This is a genomic window from Sphingomonas sp. MS122 (genome assembly GCF_049532975.1).
Taxonomy (GTDB): domain Bacteria; phylum Pseudomonadota; class Alphaproteobacteria; order Sphingomonadales; family Sphingomonadaceae; genus Sphingomonas.
The window spans coordinates 797,561-816,234 of record NZ_CP186695.1; the positions used below are offsets into that span (position 1 = coordinate 797,561).

The window sequence follows — 18,674 nt, forward strand, 5'->3', positions numbered from 1 at the left end:
TGCGGAACATTCCCATCCGTGACCTTACGTAACGCGGCCGCGGGGTCTGCATCCTAGGGCGACCGCACCCGAACAATCAGGGAGTTGGTCATGAAAATTCCGTTCGCCGCGAGCATTCTCACAATCGCGGTCGCAGCGCCTGCCCAGGCTCAAGTCGAGGCCGGCGACGTCTTGGTTCGCGCCCGGGCGATCCTGGTATCGCCAACCGAGGAAGCCGGACCTGTCACGCCGACGTTTCCCGGCGGCTCGGTCGGCGTCTCCGACAGCGTTATGCCGGAAATCGACTTCACCTATATGCTCACCGACCATATCGGCGCGGAGCTTATCCTCGCGACGACCAAGCACGACATCGTGGGCCGCGGAACGCTTGCCGGAATCGACAAGCTCGCCGACACCTGGGCGCTGCCCCCGACGCTGACGCTGCAGTATCATTTCGCGCCGAAGGGACACGTCCGCCCCTATGTCGGCGCAGGCATCAACTACACGACCTTCTATTCAGCCGATGCCAGCCGCTCGCTCGAGACGGCCATCGGCAAGACTGAAGTCAACCTCGAAGACAGTTTTGGTTATGCGCTGCAAGCCGGCGTCGACATCGATATCGCGCCGCGCGTGTTTCTCAACTTCGATGTTAAATATATCGACATCGACACGACAGCACGACTGCGGACCGGCGCAGCGATCAATCGCGTCGACGTCAGCCTCGATCCCGTCGTGCCTTCGATTGGCATCGGCATGCGCTTCTAGGGCCGGCGAGGTGGAGGATAGCGGCAAGCCAAGGTCTTATGGTTGCCAGCCATTGCCCATTCCCGCACCGTCCCTAGTTCCCAAGCAGCGGCTGGAGTTCACCTGACATGCCCGTCATGCCGGACTTCCTGCCTGGGATGGCATTGGCGACCGCGATCGGCCTGCTGATCGGGTTCGAGCGTGGCTGGCAGTTGCGCGGCGAGGCTGCGGGTCAGCGTGTGGCGGGGGTTCGCACCTTCGCCATGCTCGGCCTGCTCGGCGGCCTCGCCGCGCTGGCCGCGAGCGGTCCCTTGCGCTGGATCGCGCTGTTGACGCTCGGCGCGGCAGCGGCGGCATTGCTGATAGGGCACGCGCTCGACATGCGCCAGGACCGAACGGTCAGCGCGACCGGGGCAATCGCCGCGCTCGCGACGATGTTGCTCGGATCGCTTGCCGCCGCCGGACACCATGCGCTCGCATCGGCAGCCGCGGCGGCACTCGTGGCGCTGCTGTCGGCGCGCAAGCAACTCCACTCGCTGCTCCGGCATAGCTCCGAAGCCGACGTCAAGGCCTTGGTCCGTCTCGCGCTGGTCGTGTTTCTGGTCCTGCCGCTGCTCCCGGATGCCGCGCTTGGCCCTTATGGCAGCCTGAATCCAAGACGGCTGTGGGTGGTCGTGGTCGTAATCAGCTCCATCTCGTTTGCCGGGTACATCCTGACTCGCTGGCTCGGCGACAAATGGGGCGGCCTAGTGGCGGCAAGTGTCGGCGCCCTGGTTTCATCGACCGCTGTGACTCTCGCCTTTGCGCACGAGCTGCGGCGCGAAGGCAGTATCGCGAGTCAGGCGGGAATAGCGATTGCCTCTGCCGTCATGCTCGCGCGCGTGATCGTTCTGGTGATGTTGCTTGCGCCGCTGGTCGCGTGGGACGTTGTCCTGCTGATCGGCCCGGCATTGCTGCTGGCGATCGCCGCAGCGCTGACTCTGGCATGGGCGGCGGTCGCGGCGCAGCGGGCGCCCACCGCGATCGACCCCCGCCCGCCCAGCCTTGTCACCGCGCTGCTATTCGCTTCGCTTGTGGCGCTCGTCAGCCTGGCGGCGGCTTGGCTCGAACAGCGGGCGGGAAGTGGCAGCGGTGCACTGGTGATCGTTCTTGGCGGGATGATCGATGTCGATTCCGCGATCGCCGCGATCGGTGCGCTGCCGCCCGCGTCTATCTCTATCCGCCTCGCGGCGCTTGCCATCGCTGCGCCGGTCGCCTTCAACACGCTTCTCAAGCTCGGCATGATGCTCGCGATTGCGGGGTGGAACAACACGCGCTGGGCTGCTTTCGCCCTTGCGTTGCCGGTGCTGGCGATCGCGGGGAGTGCTGCAGTCCTGCTGGCCGGATAGACGACCTGCCCACCGTTCAAATGGTTCCGACGCAAGCTGGGCCGGCGCCGGCAATCTGCAACATCCTCAATAGCCGCCAGGACGTGTCAAGCGTAGCCGCTCGTGTGAAGCATCGCGTAGTACGGCATCGCTAGTTGCTCTGCACGCTTCCGCAATTAGCGATACGCCGTCTCTTCTGGTCTTTCCGATCCGCGCGCCGAGCCGATCACGCGGATTTCCAGCGCCAGCGAACCCGCATAGCGTGTCATCGCCAATCCGTAGCAAAGCCGATGCAAGTCTGTCCTGAAAAGATCGACGAATAATTGTCGGAGACTCTAGGGGACGAGTTGTGTGGAGGCCGACGCCCGGATGCCGCAAAATAGGCGCCGGGGGTTACTCCAAGCGAAGCGGACGACGACCGCCTCACACCGCAGCACTGAAACAGGCCGCGCTATCGGTCCGATACCGGTCGAAGATGGCAGCGATCGACCGCGCATAGGGCAATGCCGCCGGTTGCAGTCGCAGTGTGCGCTCGCCACGTGCCAGCAGGCCGGCGTCCTCGAAGGGTGCGAGCGCAGCCAATTCCGAGACAAGATCGAGGCCGCCTGGGAGTACGGCATTTCCCTGCGTGAGCAGGGCCGCAATAATTGCGCCACGCTGCCGATCTTCTTCGTTGCGCCAAACTCCGCGAGCCACCGCAAAGGCTTCCTCGCTGATCAACTCGCGATAGCGACCGGCATTCTTTTCATTCTGCAGCAAACGATCGGGAAACTCGCTGATCGCTGACGCGCCAAGCCCGATCAGGACCTTCGCATCATCCTCCGTGAAACCTTGGAAGTTGCGGCGAAGCCCTCCACGGCGGGCGGCTATCGCCAATGCGTCCTTCGGGCGCGCGAAATGATCGAAGCCAATCGGCTCGTAGCCTGCTTGTGTCAGGAACAGGTAGGCGAGCTCAGCCTGATGGAACCGCGAGCTTCCGTCCGGTAGCGCGCTCCCGTCGATCCGCCGCTGACGCGGAATGAGATGCGGCACATGGGCATAGCCGAACACGGCCAGACGGTCAGGGCTCAATTCGAGCGCGCGTTCCAGCGTATCGGTCAGGTCGGCGTCGGACTGGCCAGGCAAGCCGTACATCAGGTCGAAATTGATCGAGGCAGCCCCGGCATCGCGCAACAGTGAAACCGTTTCCCGAATCGCATCGATGGGTTGCACGCGTCCGATCGCTGCCTGAAGCCTGGGCGCAAATGTCTGCACGCCGAGGCTCACGCGGCTGACGTTCGCTTTGCCCAAGGTACGCGCCCAATCGGCATCGAACCCGCGCGGATCGACCTCAACCGACAGCACCGGATTGTCGAGCTTGAAGGCCATCTCCACGGTCGCAACCAGCTCGGCGAACTGCTGGGGTGAGATCGCATTCGGACTTCCGCCGCCGAAGGCCACGCGCCGCACCCGCCCACGCCCGCCGAGCCGCGCACCGACCAGCTCGCTTTCGCGCTTCAGCGCAGCGAGGTAACCGGCCAGGCGTGTGCTGCGGTTCGCCGCGCCGGTATTGCAGCCGCAGTACCAGCATATCTCCTGACAATAGGGGATGTGCAGATAGAGCGAGATCGGCTCGAGTTCGCCCACCATATCGAGGGCCGCTGCCAAGGCATCACCAGAGAAATCAGGCCCGAACTCTGCGGCGGTCGGATAGCTGGTGTAGCGCGGCACGGGTTTGGCCAACAGCTCGGGATAGTACGGCCAGGCGCGATCGCCGGCCGAGGCATTTGGTCGGGCACGTGGCCGAATCTCGTCCGTGACGATCATGAATTCCTCCGCAACATAGCGAAGCTCATGGGACAATCGCGGTGGGCTCGCACCTCGGGAACATCCCGAATAGCGACCAGGCTAATCGCCGTCGTCATCCTCCTCGTAACGCAAGGTGCGGGCGCACGCCGCATGGCAGGCGCCGGGACAGTCGCGGTCCCGCTCGTCCTTGCGCAGCGGCACGGGTTGCGGTGCACCACCGCACATCGAGATCCAGGTCACGTGCGCCGGCGCGGCAGCGCCAACGGGAACCGCACCTACTCCCGTCACGGCGGCGAGCGCCAGCAAGCGACCGACGCTGTTCATACGGAATTCCGATCTCCGCTGCCCGTCTCCTCCTCGATCAGGATGCGCATCGCCGCGCCATCGAGATCGTCGAACTGGCCAGTGGACGAGGCCCAGAAGAATGCACTTAGCCCGAGCAGACCGAGCAGCAGCGCGATCGGTATGAGGACTGCGACGATGCTCACCGTGCCGCTTCCTTGAGGCGCAGCGCGTTGGCGATGACCAGGATCGAAGAGCCCGACATGGCGATCGCCGCGACGAGAGGCGTGACCTGCCCGGCGATCGCGAGCGGGACGGCGATGACATTGTAGCCGACCGCGAGCGCGAAGTTCTGGCGCACGATGTTCATCGTCCGGCGCGCCGCCGCGATGGCGATCGGCACAGGCATCAGCCGGTCGCCGAAAAAGACGATGTCGGCGGCTTGTCGCCCGACATCGCTGGCGGCGGCCGGCGCCATCCCGACGGAGGCGCATTTGAGCGCTGGTCCATCGTTCACGCCGTCACCCACCATCAGCACATGCTTGCCCGCCATTTCGAGCCGACGCACGGCGTCGTGCTTATCGGCGGGGGACATGCGCGCGCGGGCGAAGACGCCGAGCTTGCGCGCGAGCGGCTTGACCACTTGCCATGCATCGCCCGAGACAAACTGGACCGCGGGCACAAGCTGCTTGAGCCGCGCAATCGCATCGACGGCGTCTGGCCGGAGCGCGTCGGCGAACTGGATATGAAACGCCGGTCCATTCTCCACGACGAAGGTGGTCGAAACGCCCTCCGGAGGGAGCAGTGGACCTGCGGGGCTGGCCCAGTCGTGCCGCCCCAGGCGGGCATGACGGCCGTCGATCACGGCCTCAACCCCGCTGCCGACCACCTCGCGCATCTCCGATGCAACCATCGGCACTGTGCCCTCGCGTTCCAGCATTTCGGCGATGGCACGGGCGTGCGGGTGGCGGCTCGCCAGAGCGAGAGTCAGCAGCATGCGGCGAAAGGCTTCCTCTGTCGGCATGCCTGCCACGGGCACTAGCTGACCCAATGTGACCGTGCCAGTCTTGTCGAGCAGCACCGAATCCACCGCGGCAAGCTTTTCGAGCGCTGCACCGTCGCGCACGAGGATGCCGCGTCGCATCAGCGCCGCCGACGCCACGACCTGCGCCACCGGCACGGCAAGGCCGAGCGCGCAGGGACAAGTGATGATGAGAACGGCGACCGCGATCAGAAGCGCTTCGTGCCAACCGGTGCCCGCCACCAGCCACCCGGCAAAGCTGAGTGCCGCAAGCAAATGCACCGCCGGCGTGTACAGCCGCGCCGCGCGGTCGGCTATCCGGACATAGCGCGACCGGTGCTGTCCGGCCGCTTCCATCAACCGCGCGATATCGGCGATGACGGTATCGGTTGCGGCGGCCGTTACGCGGACGGTGAGCGGCGAGGTGAGGTTGAACGTGCCGGCCAGTACCGTGCCGCCCGTCTCGACGGGTTCGGGCGTGCTTTCGCCGGTCACGATGCTGCGGTCGATGTCGCTTGCGCCTTGCTCGATGGTTCCGTCGACGCCGATGCGATCCCCGGCGGGAATGAGGACGCGCATGCCGGGCGCGACCATGGCGATCGGCAACGGCCGCACCGTGCCATTCTCTCCCAGCACACGCACCGTGCTTGGCAGTTTGCGCAACAGCGACGTCACCGAATCCCGTGCACGCTCGCGCATCACGCTGTCGAGCAACCGTCCGGCGAGCAGGAAGGCGAGCAGCATCACCGCGCCATCGAAATAGGCATGCGGTCCCCCGGTCGCGGTCTCGTACAGGCTCACCGCGCAGGTCAGCAACACGCCGATGCTGATGGGCACGTCCATGTTGGTCCGCCCGCTGCGCAGCGCGCGCCATGCGCTTTCGAAGAAAGGCCGTGCCGCATAGGCGGCGGCGGGCAATGCGATCAGGGCCGATAGCCAATGGAAAAGCGAACGCGTCGGCCCGTCCGCTCCGGACCAGATCGAGACCGACAATAGCATGACGTTCATGGAGGCGAAGAAGGCGACCGCCAGCGAGCGAGCGAGGCGCTTGCTCTCGCTCGCATCCACCGCGCTTTCGGCGAGAGCGTGCGCCTCGAAACCGATGCGCCGCACGCTCGCAATCAACGCATCCTCGTCGAGGGACGTGTCATGGGCAACATGGAGCCGCCGCGTCGTGAAGTTGACACGTGCGGCAGCGATCCCGGGCACTGCGGCAAGCCCACGCTCGATCTTGGCGATGCAACTCGCGCAATGGAGACCGTCCACCACGAGATCGGTGGCAAGCATCGTCCGTGCCTCCGCCGCTGCAGTGGCCGCGTTCAAAGTCGCACCTCCTGAACGAAGCGAGCGTCCTTGCCATCCAGCCGTGCCTGGATCCGCAGTTTCCAGCGTCCCGCCGGCAGCGCATGCGCGGCAATGTAGCGCCCGTTTCCGGCATCCTTGAGCAGCAAGGTTCGTCCGGGTAGCCGACCGAGCGGATGCTCGACCTCCGCTGCAACGAGAGCGCCGCCGATCGGCCCCGCCGGCCCGGACAAGGAAACCATCAGGGTGCCGTCTGGCGTCCCGTTCGCAACCGCATGCCAGCCGAGCCGCTGCTGTGCGCGGCCCGAGGCGATCCAGCCGTTGTACCTCTGACTTGCGACATAACTGTTCTGGACCACCACCCCGCCGAAGGTACGCACGGCACTGGACGCCATGATCAGATTGACCGTGATGATCACAGCAAAGAAGCAGACCATGATCAGCGCCATATGTCGGCCGGTGAATTGACCCGTCATGGCTGTGTCTCCGGCCGCTCGAAATAGCTGCTCGCGCTCGCCGTCTCCGCGTTCTCATCGAGCGCGCGCACGGTGAAGCGCAGGTCCTCGCGCTGCGGTCCGGCAGCGGGCGCGGCGACGAAGAAGCGCGTCTTGGCGACCTTGTCCGCCTCGAGTTGCACGCGCACGCTGCGGCCGGCGGTGGCGCGCTCGCCCTCCTCGCGCCACAGCACGCCGACGCCGTCGATCGACAGCTCTATCGTTCGCGGCCGCGCCTCGAGATTGCGGATCTTGATCTCATACCCGTTACGGATTGTACCATCGGACAGGCGCACCCAGAGGGGATTGCGAGTTTGCAACACGCTGAGGTCGAGCCGTGTTCGCGCTTCGAGCGTCGCAAGCATGAAGACCCCGATCGCGCTCCACGCAGCGAGGTAGACCAGTGTCCGTGCGCGCAGCAGCCGTGTCAGTGGCGCGACAGGAGCTTCACCGTGCTGCTCAGCGCGTGCGTCGAGTTCGGTCGTATAGGCGATCAGCTTGGGCCGGCGGCCGATCTTGGTCATGACCTGGTCGCAGGCGTCGATGCACAGGCCGCAGGTGATGCAGCCAATCTGTGGCCCTTCGCGGATGTCGATGCCGGTCGGGCAGACTGCGACGCAAGCATTGCAATCGATGCAGTCGCCGGTTTCGAGAAACGGCGCGTCCTTCGCGCGCTTGAGGCCGTGCGTGCGCGGTTCGCCGCGCCAGAACTTGTAGGTAATGGTCAGCGAACGCTCGTCCATCATCGCCGTCTGGATGCGCGGCCATGGGCACATGAACTGACACACCTGCTCGCGCAGCAACCCGCCGAGCATATAGGTGGTGGCGGTCAGGATCGCGACCGTTGAATAGGCGACCCAGGGCGCGTCGCCGGTGAACAGCTGGCCTGCGAGGGTCGGCGCGTCGGCAAAATAGAAGATCCACGCACCGCCGGTCAGCGCACCGATCGTCAGCCACATGCCATGCTTGATCGCGCGGCGTGTCAGCTTCGCCACGCTCATCGGCGCGGCCGCAAGCTTCAACTGGGCATTGCGATCGCCGTCGACCAGCCGCTCAACATGCTGGAAGAGGTCGGTCCATACCGTCTGGGGGCAAGCATAGCCGCACCAGGCGCGCCCCACCGCAGAGGTGACGAGGAACAGCCCGATCGCAGCCATCACCAGCAGCCCGGCGACATAGTAGAATTCGTGTGGCCAGATCTCGATCGAAAAGAAGTAGAAGCGGCGATGTGCGAGATCGATCAGCACCGCTTGGTCGGGCGCATAGGGACCACGATCCCAGCGCAGCCATGGCGTCACATAGTAGACGAGCAGCGTCACCGCCATCACGGCCCATTTGAAGCGGCGGAACGGCCCGTTCACCGCCTTTGGCAGCACCTTGCGCCGCGCTTCGAACAGGCGCGACGAAGGGCCAAGGCCAGAAGGGGCGTTCATCGTCGGATCACTTCGCGCCCGCAGCCGTGGCCGCGGGTGCCGCCGCTGCCCGACCCGTGGCCGCCTCGCCGCCGCCGAGCGAGTGGACATAGGCGGTCAGCATTTTGATCGTCACCGGATCGAGCTGCTTGCCCCAGGCTGGCATGATGCCGCCATGTGCGTTGGTGATCGTATCGGTCAGCGCGGCGTGATCGCCGCCATACAGCCAGATCGGATCGGTCAGATTGGGCGCGCCGAGCGTGCGGTTGCCCTTGCCGTCATTGCCATGGCAGGCGGCGCAATTATTGGCGTACTGCGCAGCACCGCGCTTGGACGCAGCGTTCGCCGGCTGCTGCTTCGACAGCACGCGAACATAGGCGACGACGTCCTGTACTTCGGCGGCCGTCAGGATGTCGTCACGGCCAAAGGCTGGCATCATCGACTGGCGCGTCGCCTCATCGCCCGGCTGACGGATGCCATGTTCCAGCGTCTTCTGGATTGCGGCCAGGTCACCGCCCCACAGCCAATCGTCGTCATTGAGATTGGGATAGCCTTTGCTGCCGGCTGCACCCGCGCCATGACAGGCGGCGCAGTGCACCTTGAACGCCGAGCGCCCGCCCTCGATCGCAGCGGCGAACAGCCGCGGATCGCGATGCAGCTGCTCGATCGGTGTCGCCGCCAGCGCGCGGATGATCGGAGCGCGACGTTCACGCTCTGCGGAGAGCTCGCGGTCGAGCTGGCCATGGCTGGTCCAGCCCAGCACGCCCTTGGTCGCGCCGCTGATCAGCGGCCAAGCCGGATAGGCGATGCAGTAGGCGATCGCAAAGATCACGGTGGCGTAAAAGGTCCACAGCCACCAGCGCGGCATCGGCGTATCGAGCTCCTCGATGCCGTCCCATTCATGCCCCACGAACTGCGTGCCGGTCTTCTCGTCGATGCGCTTCTCGTCAGCCATCGATTGGATCCTCGTCTTCAAAGATGCTGATCGCAGCGCGCTCGCTGCCGCGCCGGGCTGCGGGGAGGAAAGTCCAGCCCGTCAGCAGCAGGAAGGTGAGCGTCATCGCCAGCAGTCCCCAACTGTCGGCGAAGTGGCGCAGCGTGTCGTAGCTCACTTCGCCTGCTCCCGCGGCGCGGCGACACGGAAATCGATTTGCGTGCCAAGGCCTTGGAGATAGGCCACGATCGCATCCATCTCGGTCACCCGGCCAGGATTGCCGTCGAAGTCGCGCGACTGCGCCTTGGGATAGCGTTTGGCGAGATCGGCAGCATCGCCCTCCCCGCCAGCCTGCGTGCTTAGATCGTCATTCGCTTTGGCGATGTCGTCGTCGGTGTACGGTACGCCCTCGATCCGCAGCGTGCGCAGATGCTCGCGCATGTCGCCTGGCTTGAGGTCGCGTTCCGCGAGGAAGGCGTAGGGCGGCATGATCGATTCCGGCACCACCGCGCGCGGATCCTCGAGGTGCTGGACGTGCCATTCATCCGAATAGCGATTGCCCACACGCGCCAGATCCGGCCCGGTGCGCGACGATCCCCACTGAAAGGGGTGGTCGTACATGCTTTCTGCCGCGAGGCTATAATGTCCGTAGCGCTCGGTCTCGTCGCGGAACGGCCGGATCATCTGGCTATGGCAACTGTAGCAGCCCTCACGGATGTAGATGTTGCGCCCGGCGAGCTCGAGCGGCGTGTAAGGTCGCACGCCGTCGACCTTCGCGACGGTCGACTGGATCCAGAAGAGCGGCGCAATCTCGACGATCCCGCCAATCGCCACGACGACGAGCGCGAGCGCGCCGAGCAGCGTCACGTTACGCTCGATCTTCTTGTGGCCCTGGACGAGGCTTGCCATCGATCGCGTTCCTTATTCGGCAGGCACGGCAGCGGGGCTGCCAGGTTGAGCGGAGAGCGGGCGGTCGCGCGCGGAGTCGAAGGCGGCGTCACTCAGCGGCGCTTCGGCGCGCAGCTTGCCGAGACACGTCATCCAGACGTTCCACACCATGAAAAGCGCGCCAAGGAAGTAGAGCGCCCCGCCCGTGACGCGGATCACATAATAGGGGTGCATCGCCTGGACGACTTCGGCGAACGAATAGACAAGATAGCCGTCGTCACCATATTCGCGCCACATCAGCCCTTGGGTGATGCCCGCCACCCACATCGAGGCGGCGTAAAGAACAATGCCCAGCGTCGCGCACCAGAAGTGCCAGTTGACCATGCGCAACGAGTAGAGCCGTTCACGCCCCCACAGACGCGGCGTCATGTAATAGACTGCTGCGAAGGTGATCATGCCGTTCCAGCCCAGCGCGCCGCTATGGACGTGGCCGATAGTCCAGTTCGTATAGTGGCTGAGCGAGTTCACGCTCTTGATCGACATCATCGGGCCTTCGAAGGTGCTCATGCCGTAGAAGGCGAGCGCGAACACCATCATGCGGATAATGGGGTCGGTGCGGATCTTGTCCCATGCACCGTTCAGCGTCATCAGGCCGTTGATCATGCCGCCCCAGCTCGGCATCCACAGCATGATCGAGAACACCATGCCCAGCGTCTGCGCCCAGTCGGGCAGCGCAGTGTAGTGGAGGTGGTGCGGACCCGCCCAGATGTAGAGGAAGATCAGCGACCAGAAGTGGATGATCGACAGGCGATAGCTGTAGATCGGCCGCTCGGCTTGCTTGGGCACGAAGTAATACATCATGCCGAGGAAGCCGGCCGTCAGGAAGAAACCGACCGCGTTGTGGCCGTACCACCATTGCGTCAGCGCGTCCTGCACGCCCGAGAACAGCGAGTAGGATTTCGATCCCACCCAGCTCACCGGCAGCGACAGGTTGTTGACGAGGTGCAGCATCGCCACGGTGACGATGAAGCCGAGATAGAACCAGTTGGCGACGTAGATGTGCGGCTCGGAGCGCTTGAGGATCGTGCCGACGAATACCGCGAGATAGGCGACCCAAACGATGGTCAGCCAGATATCGACATACCATTCGGGCTCTGCATATTCGCGCCCTGCGGTGACGCCGAGCACATAGCCCGTCGCCGCCAGCACGATGAACAGCTGATAGCCCCAGAATACGAACCGCGCGAGCCACGGCATTGCGAGGCGCGCGCGGCAGGTGCGCTGGACGACGTAGAAGCTCGTCGCAATCAACGCATTGCCGCCGAACGCGAAGATTACCGCCGAGGTATGAAGCGGCCGCAGCCGTCCGAAGGTGGTGAATTCCGAGCTGAAGTTGAGCTGCGGATAGCCAAGCTGCGCCGCGATCACGATGCCCACGAGGAAGCCGACCACACCCCAGAAGACGGTCGCGATCACACCCCAGCGGATCACGTCATCATAATAGCGACCCTCCACGACCGCCACTGAGCCGGGCGCCGGCAGACTGATCCGGTTGAGCGTCAGGAATGCGGTCGCGATCGCGGCGGCGGCGAGGATACCCATGTGAACGGCGAACGCGACATCCACTGCGGCCGCCGCCGCGAACACGGCGAGAATTCCCAGCAACAGCCAGGCGCCCCCCTGCCATACGACGTCGTCTTCCATGTACAACTCCACTGAGCCGGCCGCGTGGCTAGCGGCCGTTGTTTTGTCGGATCGGATTGAACCCCTCAGGCAGCCATGCGCCGGACCGGATGGCAGCGTATGTTCGTATTTTTACTAGGCTTGACCGGCGCCGCGGCCGCGGCGCGCAGTTCGAGCCGTTCCCAGATCTCGACCAGCGCGGTGGTGAGCTCGCGCATCATCGCTGGCGTATGCGCCGGTCCCGGGGTGAAGCGCAGCCGCTCGGTGCCGCGCGGCACGGTCGGATAGTTGATCGGCTGGACGTAGACGCCGTACTCGGCGAGCAGGATGTCGCTGATCCGCTTGGCCTTGACCGGATCGCCGACCATCAGCGGCACGATGTGGGTGACCGAGTCCATCACCGGCAGGCCCGCCTCGGCGAACATCGCCTTGAGGCTCGCCGCGGCCGCCTGCTGCCCGTCGCGCTCCTCGCTCGACTGCTTGAGGTGGCGGACCGACGCCAGCGCCCCGGCGACCAGCACCGGCGAGAGCGAGGTGGTGAAGATGAAGCCGGGGGCGTAGCTGCGGATCACGTCGATGATCGTCTGGTCCGCGGCGATATAGCCCCCCATCACGCCGAACGCCTTGCCCAGCGTGCCTTCGATGATCGTCAGCCGGCTCGCCGCTTCGTCCCGCTCCGAAATGCCGCCGCCGCGCGTGCCGTACATGCCGACGGCGTGGACCTCGTCGAGATAGGTGAGCGCGTTGTACTTGTCGGCAAGGTCGCAGATCGCATGGATCGGGGCGACGTCGCCGTCCATCGAGTAGACGCTCTCGAACGCGATCAGCTTGGGCGCGGTGGGATCGTCGGCGGCGAGCAGCGCCTCGAGATGGGCGAGGTCGTTGTGCCGCCACACGCGCTTCTCGCAGCCCGAATTGCGGATGCCCGCGATCATCGAAGCGTGGTTGAGCTCGTCCGAATAGATGATGCAGCCGGGCAGGATCTTGGCGAGCGTCGAGAGCGTCGCCTCGTTCGAGACATAGCCGCTGGTGAACAGCAGCGCGCCTTCCTTGCCGTGCAGGTCGGCGAGCTCGCCTTCGAGATCGACATGGTAGTGCGTGTTGCCGCCGATGTTGCGTGTGCCGCCCGAGCCCGCGCCGACATCGTGCAGCGCTTCCTCCATCGCCGCGATCACCTTGGGATGCTGGCCCATCGCGAGATAGTCGTTCGAGCACCACACCGTGATCGGCTTGGGGCCATTATGCCCGGCGAAGCAGCGCGCATTGGGAAACATGCCCTTGTTGCGCAGGATGTCGATGAACACGCGATAGCGGCCCTCGGCATGCAGCCGGTCGATCGCCTCCTGGAAATGCTGCCTGTAATGCAATGCACCCTCCCGAAGGCATCGCCTTAAGAAGCCCACTTCGGGCGAGGCATTGTGGACTTCCCGTAGAGAAAGGTGACTTCTGCACCGAAGGTCCCGGGATCCAAAATTTCCTCAATAAAATCAAAGGTAAATGGCGGAGCAGGAGTCCTCCGAACGCTTTCTTATTCGCAGGCCATAAGATGGGTAAGCCGCTTTCGCAGATAGCGATGACTATGGTCCTTCGGCGTATGAAGCTGGGGCGCTACACCGTTCATGGCATGCGCAGCACATTCCGCGACTATATGGGCGAGATGACGAACCACGCCGAGTCCGTGGTCGAACAGGCGCTTGCCCACCAAGTCGGAGACGAAACGTCGCGCGCCTATCGCCGTGGCGACGCGTTCCTGAAACGTCGCGCACTGATGGACGATTGGGAAGCCTATTTGCTGGGGTCGGAGCAACGTCCAGTACATGCCGCGAACATAGAGGAGCGCGCAAAGGCTGCTTGAGCTCGACGGGGCGTAACCTAAGAAAGCCCAGCATTCCAGCGTCAGGCGGCGGCCAAGGTGCGTGACGAGGAAACCTCAAAGCAGCGCGCCTCACCGGAAGCATCGGTAATGGTCATGAAGTCGCCTTCACGTAGCGGATGCGTTTCCAGGTGAAACAGCTCTTCGTCGTCACCATCACCGGGTAGGTACGAGAAGACCCAGCGGCCGTTCGTGTGGCCGACACGCCCTGTCCGCTCGGGCTCATCGGGCGACGATCGCAGGACCGTGGCGCGCTCAGGTTCCGCACGGATCGCCGTCCTGTCGATCAGGCCATGATTATCCAGCGGGATGCACAGCAGATAGCAGTGCTCACGCGAGCCATCCGGATGAGCCGCGGAGCGCGCAAGGTCGAGGCGGATCAGGTGCCAGGTCATCAGCCAGCCCTCAATGCGAAAGCAGCACGGGAATTCGTGCATCCTCGATGATGGCACGCGTGACACCGCCGAGCATCACCTCCCGGATCCGCGAATGCCCAAAGCCGCCGATCGCGAGCAGGTCGGCATGCGCCTCGATCGCGAACTGCTGCAGCGCGTCAGCTTCACAGTGCTCTCGATCCACGAGATGGTGAAGCTCGGCCAGGAAACCGTGCCGGCCGAGATGCCGCCTCACTTCCAGCCCGCTTTGGTCATCTGCTGCTTGCACGGGCCTGTCGCTCACGATCACGATGTCGACCTGCGCTTCGGGCTCGAGCAGCCGGACCAGGTCATGAAGCGCGCGATTGGCCTCGGGACCCGGCTTCCAGCCGAGCACCGCGTGGCGCACGCGAACGACGCGGCGATCAGGGGGAAGGATCACGAGCGGCGTGCCGGACGAGAGGATCAACGTCTCGATCACTCGCCGGCGCAGCCAGTGGAGTTCCCAGGTCACGGCGGTTCCGATGACGATCAGATCGGCAATCTGCCGGCTCCGCCGCAAATCGCCGGCAAGCCAGGCGACATCGTCGTGCAAGCCGAACACAGCGACCGGGCAGTGCGCGCCCATCGCGAGCGCTTCGACTGCCGCGACGTTTGCCTTTGAGTCGCGCACCATCACCTCGTCGGGGACGTACATGGCACCGAGCGGCACAAGCGCCGGACTCGCCACCGGCCCCGGCGTCAGCACCGCGATCTCGAGATGAGCCTCATGCGCCAGCGCCATCGCGGCCGCGGCATCGATGATCGGGGCCGCCCTGTCCGGCGCTTCGACGATCGCGAGAATATTCTTCATGGCTTGTCTCCGTGGTCCGCCTCGCTTCTCGTTGCCGAGTCGAGCGGTATTCGTGCGAGTCCGTGACGACGCGGCGCCGGCGCCGAGCGCCGGGTGCAGACGCCGTCGCCCGCAGCTTCATTCCGCGTTCACGGTAATCTTGCGCGGTTGCGGCGCCTTCTCCTCGTCCTTCGCGATGGTGAGGGTGAGCACGCCCTTCTTGAACTTGGCCTCGATCTCATCGGGATCGGCATCCGCCGGCAGCCGGATCTGCCGTTCGAACGCACCATAGCGCCGCTCGCTCAGCATGAAGCCCCCTTCCTTGCGCTCCTCATGCTCCCGCTTGTCCCCCTTGAGCGTCAGGATGCCGTCGGCGAGACTCACCTCGACATCGTCTTCCTTCACGCCGGGCAGCTCGACCGTGAGGCGATAGTCCTTGTCGCGCTCGATCAGCTCGACCGCCGGCCTGGGGCCGAAACCGGCGAACGAGCGGACCGATTCGCGCGCGGGACGCCCGATATCGTCGAAGAGCCGATCGATCTCGTGCCGGAGCCAGCCGAACGGCGTTTCAGAGGCGACAGGGCGATTGCCGTTGACGGGGCTGATATCATTCATCGCTACTTCTCCTGTAGAAGAGGTCAGGCAAACAGTGCCGGCCGGCCCGCCTCGGCGATCCGATCGGGGACAACCAGGTCACAGCCCTCGGATCGCCGCGGCTGCACCTGGCCGGGCATCCACACGTCCAGCATTGCGTTCCACCACAACGTGGGCAGCACCGCCGGAAGATATGCCGGCAGCGGGACTAGCGGCGGCGGTGGGGCATGGGCCAATTCATGATCGAGCATGGCAATCCTCATGACTTGATCAAAGGCTAAGGTAGGGGAAGACCCGGCCAGAATCGGTAGATTCCCCAAGCCGGCCTACGGTGCTTCCCGGATAGGCGGCGGTCGGTCGGCCACGCACCCTTTGCGAAGATCTTCCCGCAGAAGGGCGCCGAAATGAGCATCCGAAACCTGGACAAACTGCTGCGGCCGCGCAGCGTCGCCATCGTCGGAGCGTCGAGCCGTGCCGGCACGGTTGGGCAGCGCGTACTCGAAAATGTTCTGGATGGCGGCTTCGATGGGCCGGTGTTCACGGTCAATCCGAAACAGGTCGACCTCGACGGCGACTGGTGTGTGCCGAGCGTCGGCGATCTGCCGATCGCGCCCGATCTTGCGATCATCGTCACGCCAGCGCGGACCGTGCCGGGCATCGTCGCCGAACTCGGCGCGAAGGGGACGCGCCTTGCCGTGGTGATCTCCTCTGGATTTCATGAGCCTGAACTCCGCCAGGCGATCCTCGATGCCGCGCGACCGCACCTTCTCCGCGTCGTCGGCCCGAACTGCCTGGGCGTGATGATGCCGCACGCGCGCTTGAACGGATCGTTCGCACAGGCAGCGCCGCGTCCCGGCGGGCTCGCGCTGATATCGCAAAGCGGTGCGCTGGTGACCTCGATGATCGATTGGGCGAATGCGCGTGATGTCGGCTTCTCCGGCATCGTCTCGCTCGGCGACGCCGCCGACGCAGATTTCGGCGATCTGATCGATCTGTTCGCCGCCGACCCGAAGACCGATGCCATCGCGCTCTACGTCGAGAGCATCAGCGATCCCGCCAAGTTCATGTCGGCCGCCCGCGCCGCCGCTGGGGTCAAACCGGTCGTCGCCCTGAAGGCGGGGCGCACGGATGGCGCAAATCGAGCGGCGCTCACGCACACTGGCGCGCTCGGCGGCTCCTATGACGCGCACCTGGCCGCATTCCGACGCGCTGGTATCGTCTCGGTCGAAACGCTCACTGAACTGTTCGATGCGACACAGGTCCTGGCTCGGCGGCAGCTGTTTCGCGGAAATTCCCTCGCGATTGTCACCAATGGCGGCGGCGCCGGAGTGCTGGCCGCAGATGCACTGCAGAAAGTCGGCGGCCATCTCGCGCAGCTCGCGCCGGCGACCATCACCACGCTCGATGCGGCACTCCCGCGCGGATGGTCGCGCGCCAATCCAATCGACGTCGTCGGCGATGCGCGTGCCGAGCGCTTCGTCGCAGGCATCGAGGCGGCAGCGGCAGATCCGCACGTCGATGCCGTCCTGGTCATGCACTGCCCGACCGCCGTCGCTGCCGGTACCGAGATCGCGCAGGTAGTCGCCGACCAGGTCGCCAAGGATAGCTTTCCCCGCCGCACACCAGTGCTCGCTTGCTGGATGGGACCGCACAATGCCGACGCTGCGCGCGCCGCCTTCGCCGGCACCGGTATTCCGTTGTTCGACAATCTCGACGATGCCGTGCGGGGCTTCGGCTATCTGATTGCCGCACGCGCGGCCCGTGAATCATTGATGCGAGCGCCCGCGCGCCTCAGCGTCTCCACACGAGATCGCGGCAAGGCGATGGCCGTGATCAGCGGCGCGCGTGTCGATCGCCGAACGACGCTTACCGCGACCGAGGCGAAGGCGATTCTCGAGGCATTCGGCGTCCCGATCCATCACGGGCGCTTTGCCCAGACGACCGGCGCCATCTGGGCCGCCTGCGCGCTGATCGATCCGCCATACGCGCTTAAGATCGTCAGCCGCGAACTCACGCACAAGTCGGATGTCGGCGGAGTCGCCCTCGACCTCCCGGACGCCGCGAGCGCCGTTCACGCGGCGGAAGCCATGGCGAAGCGCATCGCGCACGAGCATCCATCGGCAAAGCTGCTCGGATTCGAGGTCGAACCGATGGTCGAGGTGCGCGGCAAGCACGAGCTCCTCGTCGGCATGTATGACGATCCGACCTTCGGACCCATGATCACGGTTGGAGCCGGCGGGAAGGCCGTCGAGGTGATTGCTGATCGCGCGCTCGGCTTGCCGCCGCTCGACGATACGCTCGCCCGCGAAATGATCTTGCAAACGCGTATCGCACGGCTGCTGGCGGGCTATCGCGACGAACCCGCCGCGGACATCGATGCGCTGGTGCGGATTCTCAATGCGGTCGCGAGAATCGCCGCGGAGCTGCCGGATATCGCCGAGCTCGACATCAATCCTCTCGTCCTGGACGAGAACGGCGCGCTCGTGCTCGATGCGAGGATGCGGATCACAGCGCAGCCAGCCCGATCACGCATGGTGATCCGTCCAGTGCCGGTCGAATGGACCACCGATCTCACGACGCGCGAGGGGGTGGAGCTGCACGTGCGACCGGTGACGCCCGATGACGAGCCCGAGCTCGCCGACTTCTTCCGGGAGGTCTCCTCCGAGGATCTGCGCTTCCGTTTCCTGTCAGCGATCCACGAGGTTGGTCACGAGCGCCTCGCAGCGATGACTCAGATCGATTATCGCCGTGCCATGCACTTCCTGGCTTTCGCCGGCGAGGTGCTGGTCGCAAGCGCGTTTCTGGTTAGCGACCCCGACCGCACGCGCGCCGAACTCGCGATCTCGGTTCGTGCCGGCTGGAAGCATAAGGGCATCAGCTGGTCGCTCCTCCAGCATATGCTGCGTTACGCGGAAAGCGAAGGGGTCAGCAGCGTCGAGTCGCTCGAAAGCAGCGAGAACCATGCCGCGCTCCAGCTCGAGCGCGAGATGGGCTTCACCACGACCCCTTGCCCCGACAGCCCGACCGAGACGCTGGTCCGCAAGGTGCTGCGGCAGCCCGAAGCGGTCGGCTGACATGGCAACGCAAGGATCACGCAGGATCGCGGT

18 protein-coding genes and 1 pseudogene are annotated in these 18,674 nt (G+C 65.1%); 4 read left to right on the top strand and 15 right to left on the bottom strand.

Translation table 11 applies throughout. From position 1 onward, the window contains the following. Positions 1 to 90 precede the first annotated feature (90 nt). A complete protein-coding gene (locus ACO227_RS03660; RefSeq protein ID WP_423605379.1) occupies positions 91 to 744 on the top strand; it encodes an OmpW/AlkL family protein in 654 nt (217 codons plus the stop codon). Positions 745 to 851: 107 nt separating this feature from the next. Next, positions 852 to 2,111, top strand: a complete 1,260-nt coding sequence (locus ACO227_RS03665; protein WP_423605381.1) for an MgtC/SapB family protein — start codon at positions 852 to 854, stop codon at positions 2,109 to 2,111. 402 nt (positions 2,112 to 2,513) lie between these two features. On the opposite strand, the gene hemN is transcribed toward ACO227_RS03665, so the two are convergent. The 11 genes and pseudogenes from hemN to hemA all read right to left on the bottom strand — a co-directional run. After that, positions 2,514 to 3,896 carry an oxygen-independent coproporphyrinogen III oxidase gene (gene hemN / locus ACO227_RS03670; RefSeq protein WP_423605383.1) on the bottom strand — a complete coding sequence of 461 codons (1,383 nt, stop codon included), beginning with the start codon at positions 3,894 to 3,896 and terminating at the stop codon, positions 2,514 to 2,516. 81 nt (positions 3,897 to 3,977) lie between these two features. Further along, the gene (locus tag ACO227_RS03675) at positions 3,978 to 4,202 is read right to left on the bottom strand and encodes a hypothetical protein (protein ID WP_423605385.1); all 225 of its coding nucleotides are present in this window, start codon (positions 4,200 to 4,202) and stop codon (positions 3,978 to 3,980) included. Continuing rightward, positions 4,199 to 4,366, bottom strand: coding sequence for a cbb3-type cytochrome oxidase assembly protein CcoS (gene ccoS, locus ACO227_RS03680; RefSeq protein WP_423605387.1), 168 nt, complete (start codon positions 4,364 to 4,366; stop codon positions 4,199 to 4,201). The genes ACO227_RS03675 and ccoS overlap by 4 nt, the downstream gene beginning before the upstream one ends. Then, positions 4,363 to 6,468: a heavy metal translocating P-type ATPase gene (locus ACO227_RS03685; protein WP_423605389.1), complete on the bottom strand. Its 2,106-nt coding sequence runs from the start codon at positions 6,466 to 6,468 to the stop codon at positions 4,363 to 4,365. Before ACO227_RS03685 ends, ccoS begins: the two co-directional genes overlap by 4 nt. Positions 6,469 to 6,500: 32 nt before the next feature. Continuing rightward, positions 6,501 to 6,959 carry a FixH family protein gene (locus ACO227_RS03690; protein WP_423605391.1) on the bottom strand — a complete coding sequence of 153 codons (459 nt, stop codon included), beginning with the start codon at positions 6,957 to 6,959 and terminating at the stop codon, positions 6,501 to 6,503. Beyond that, the gene (ccoG, locus tag ACO227_RS03695) at positions 6,956 to 8,410 is read right to left on the bottom strand and encodes a cytochrome c oxidase accessory protein CcoG (protein WP_423605393.1); all 1,455 of its coding nucleotides are present in this window, start codon (positions 8,408 to 8,410) and stop codon (positions 6,956 to 6,958) included. The genes ACO227_RS03690 and ccoG overlap by 4 nt, the downstream gene beginning before the upstream one ends. 7 nt (positions 8,411 to 8,417) lie before the next feature. After that, positions 8,418 to 9,344: a cytochrome-c oxidase, cbb3-type subunit III gene (gene ccoP / locus ACO227_RS03700; RefSeq protein WP_423605395.1), complete on the bottom strand. Its 927-nt coding sequence runs from the start codon at positions 9,342 to 9,344 to the stop codon at positions 8,418 to 8,420. Next, positions 9,337 to 9,501 carry a cbb3-type cytochrome c oxidase subunit 3 gene (locus ACO227_RS03705; protein ID WP_423605396.1) on the bottom strand — a complete coding sequence of 55 codons (165 nt, stop codon included), beginning with the start codon at positions 9,499 to 9,501 and terminating at the stop codon, positions 9,337 to 9,339. The genes ccoP and ACO227_RS03705 overlap by 8 nt, the downstream gene beginning before the upstream one ends. Beyond that, complete coding sequence (ccoO, locus tag ACO227_RS03710; protein ID WP_423605398.1) at positions 9,498 to 10,232, bottom strand: cytochrome-c oxidase, cbb3-type subunit II; 735 nt, start codon at positions 10,230 to 10,232, stop codon at positions 9,498 to 9,500. The genes ACO227_RS03705 and ccoO overlap by 4 nt, the downstream gene beginning before the upstream one ends. 12 nt (positions 10,233 to 10,244) lie before the next feature. Next, entirely contained in the window at positions 10,245 to 11,915 is a 1,671-nt protein-coding gene (ccoN, locus tag ACO227_RS03715; RefSeq protein ID WP_423605399.1) for a cytochrome-c oxidase, cbb3-type subunit I, read from the bottom strand. Positions 11,916 to 12,049: 134 nt separating this feature from the next. Then, positions 12,050 to 13,261: pseudogene (gene hemA / locus ACO227_RS03720) on the bottom strand (5-aminolevulinate synthase); the annotation flags it as partial. Between the two features lie 227 nt (positions 13,262 to 13,488). Here hemA and ACO227_RS03725 point away from each other — a divergent pair. Continuing rightward, a complete protein-coding gene (locus ACO227_RS03725; RefSeq protein ID WP_423605401.1) occupies positions 13,489 to 13,749 on the top strand; it encodes a hypothetical protein in 261 nt (86 codons plus the stop codon). A gap of 41 nt (positions 13,750 to 13,790) precedes the next feature. Here the strand turns inward: ACO227_RS03725 and ACO227_RS03730 are convergent, their stop codons facing one another. The 4 genes from ACO227_RS03730 to ACO227_RS03745 form a co-directional block, all read right to left on the bottom strand. Further along, a complete protein-coding gene (locus ACO227_RS03730) occupies positions 13,791 to 14,162 on the bottom strand; it encodes a hypothetical protein (protein WP_423605402.1) in 372 nt (123 codons plus the stop codon). A gap of 10 nt (positions 14,163 to 14,172) precedes the next feature. After that, the gene (locus ACO227_RS03735; protein ID WP_423605404.1) at positions 14,173 to 14,994 is read right to left on the bottom strand and encodes a universal stress protein; all 822 of its coding nucleotides are present in this window, start codon (positions 14,992 to 14,994) and stop codon (positions 14,173 to 14,175) included. Between the two features lie 117 nt (positions 14,995 to 15,111). Next, positions 15,112 to 15,588: an Hsp20/alpha crystallin family protein gene (locus ACO227_RS03740; protein WP_423605406.1), complete on the bottom strand. Its 477-nt coding sequence runs from the start codon at positions 15,586 to 15,588 to the stop codon at positions 15,112 to 15,114. Positions 15,589 to 15,611: 23 nt separating this feature from the next. Next, positions 15,612 to 15,830 carry a hypothetical protein gene (locus ACO227_RS03745; RefSeq protein ID WP_423605407.1) on the bottom strand — a complete coding sequence of 73 codons (219 nt, stop codon included), beginning with the start codon at positions 15,828 to 15,830 and terminating at the stop codon, positions 15,612 to 15,614. 141 nt (positions 15,831 to 15,971) lie between these two features. Here ACO227_RS03745 and ACO227_RS03750 point away from each other — a divergent pair, with 141 nt between their 5' ends. Next, on the top strand, positions 15,972 to 18,641 hold the full coding sequence (locus ACO227_RS03750; RefSeq protein WP_423605408.1) for a GNAT family N-acetyltransferase: 2,670 nt from the start codon (positions 15,972 to 15,974) through the stop codon (positions 18,639 to 18,641). Positions 18,642 to 18,674: the final 33 nt, after the last annotated feature.